Here is a 525-nt window from a genome sequence, read left to right on the forward strand (position 1 = left end):
GTTTTAGCGAGTCTGAAGCTGGACAAGTCTTAGGAGAAAACTGGTTTAACTTTTTGAAAGATGGCCTAGAGCCTCAAAGCCAAGGTTAAGTCGTTTTTCTCACTAGTCAGCATCTAAGGAGCAGTCTTCTAAATACGTTCATTTAGCGAGTACTGCTTTAACCAAATTCACTATTCAAAAGGAACAACGGTCTATTTCGCAACGCGGTAACCCAAACATGGATTAGCCTGCTCAACACAAAAATAATAGGGCAGGTGTTAAATACACCCTTGTAGTCATCATTTTTATGACAGCTGCAAAGAAACCTCTGGAGTCAGAGTATGTCTGATTTAACCAATAGCGTGAAATCTTCAAGCTTAAATGCGGGTCAAGCACACACAGCAAGTAATGCAACAAGCAACACCAACCAGTCTGAATCTACCTCAGACAAATTAGGGTTATCCAACCCGGCACTTTGGTACAGCGGCGGTTTTATCGCTCTGTTCGTGACACTGGCCCTATTTGATGGCGAACTGCTATCAACTC

1 pseudogene is annotated in these 525 nt (G+C 42.7%); it reads left to right on the plus strand.

Annotated elements, in window-relative coordinates:
• Window positions 1–320 precede the first annotated feature (320 nt).
• Window positions 321–525, plus strand: a pseudogene (locus tag BCT81_RS02295) (BCCT family transporter); the annotation flags it as partial.

The organism is Vibrio sp. 10N.261.52.A1 (assembly GCF_002876325.1).
Classification (GTDB): Bacteria; Pseudomonadota; Gammaproteobacteria; order Enterobacterales; family Vibrionaceae; genus Vibrio; species Vibrio chagasii.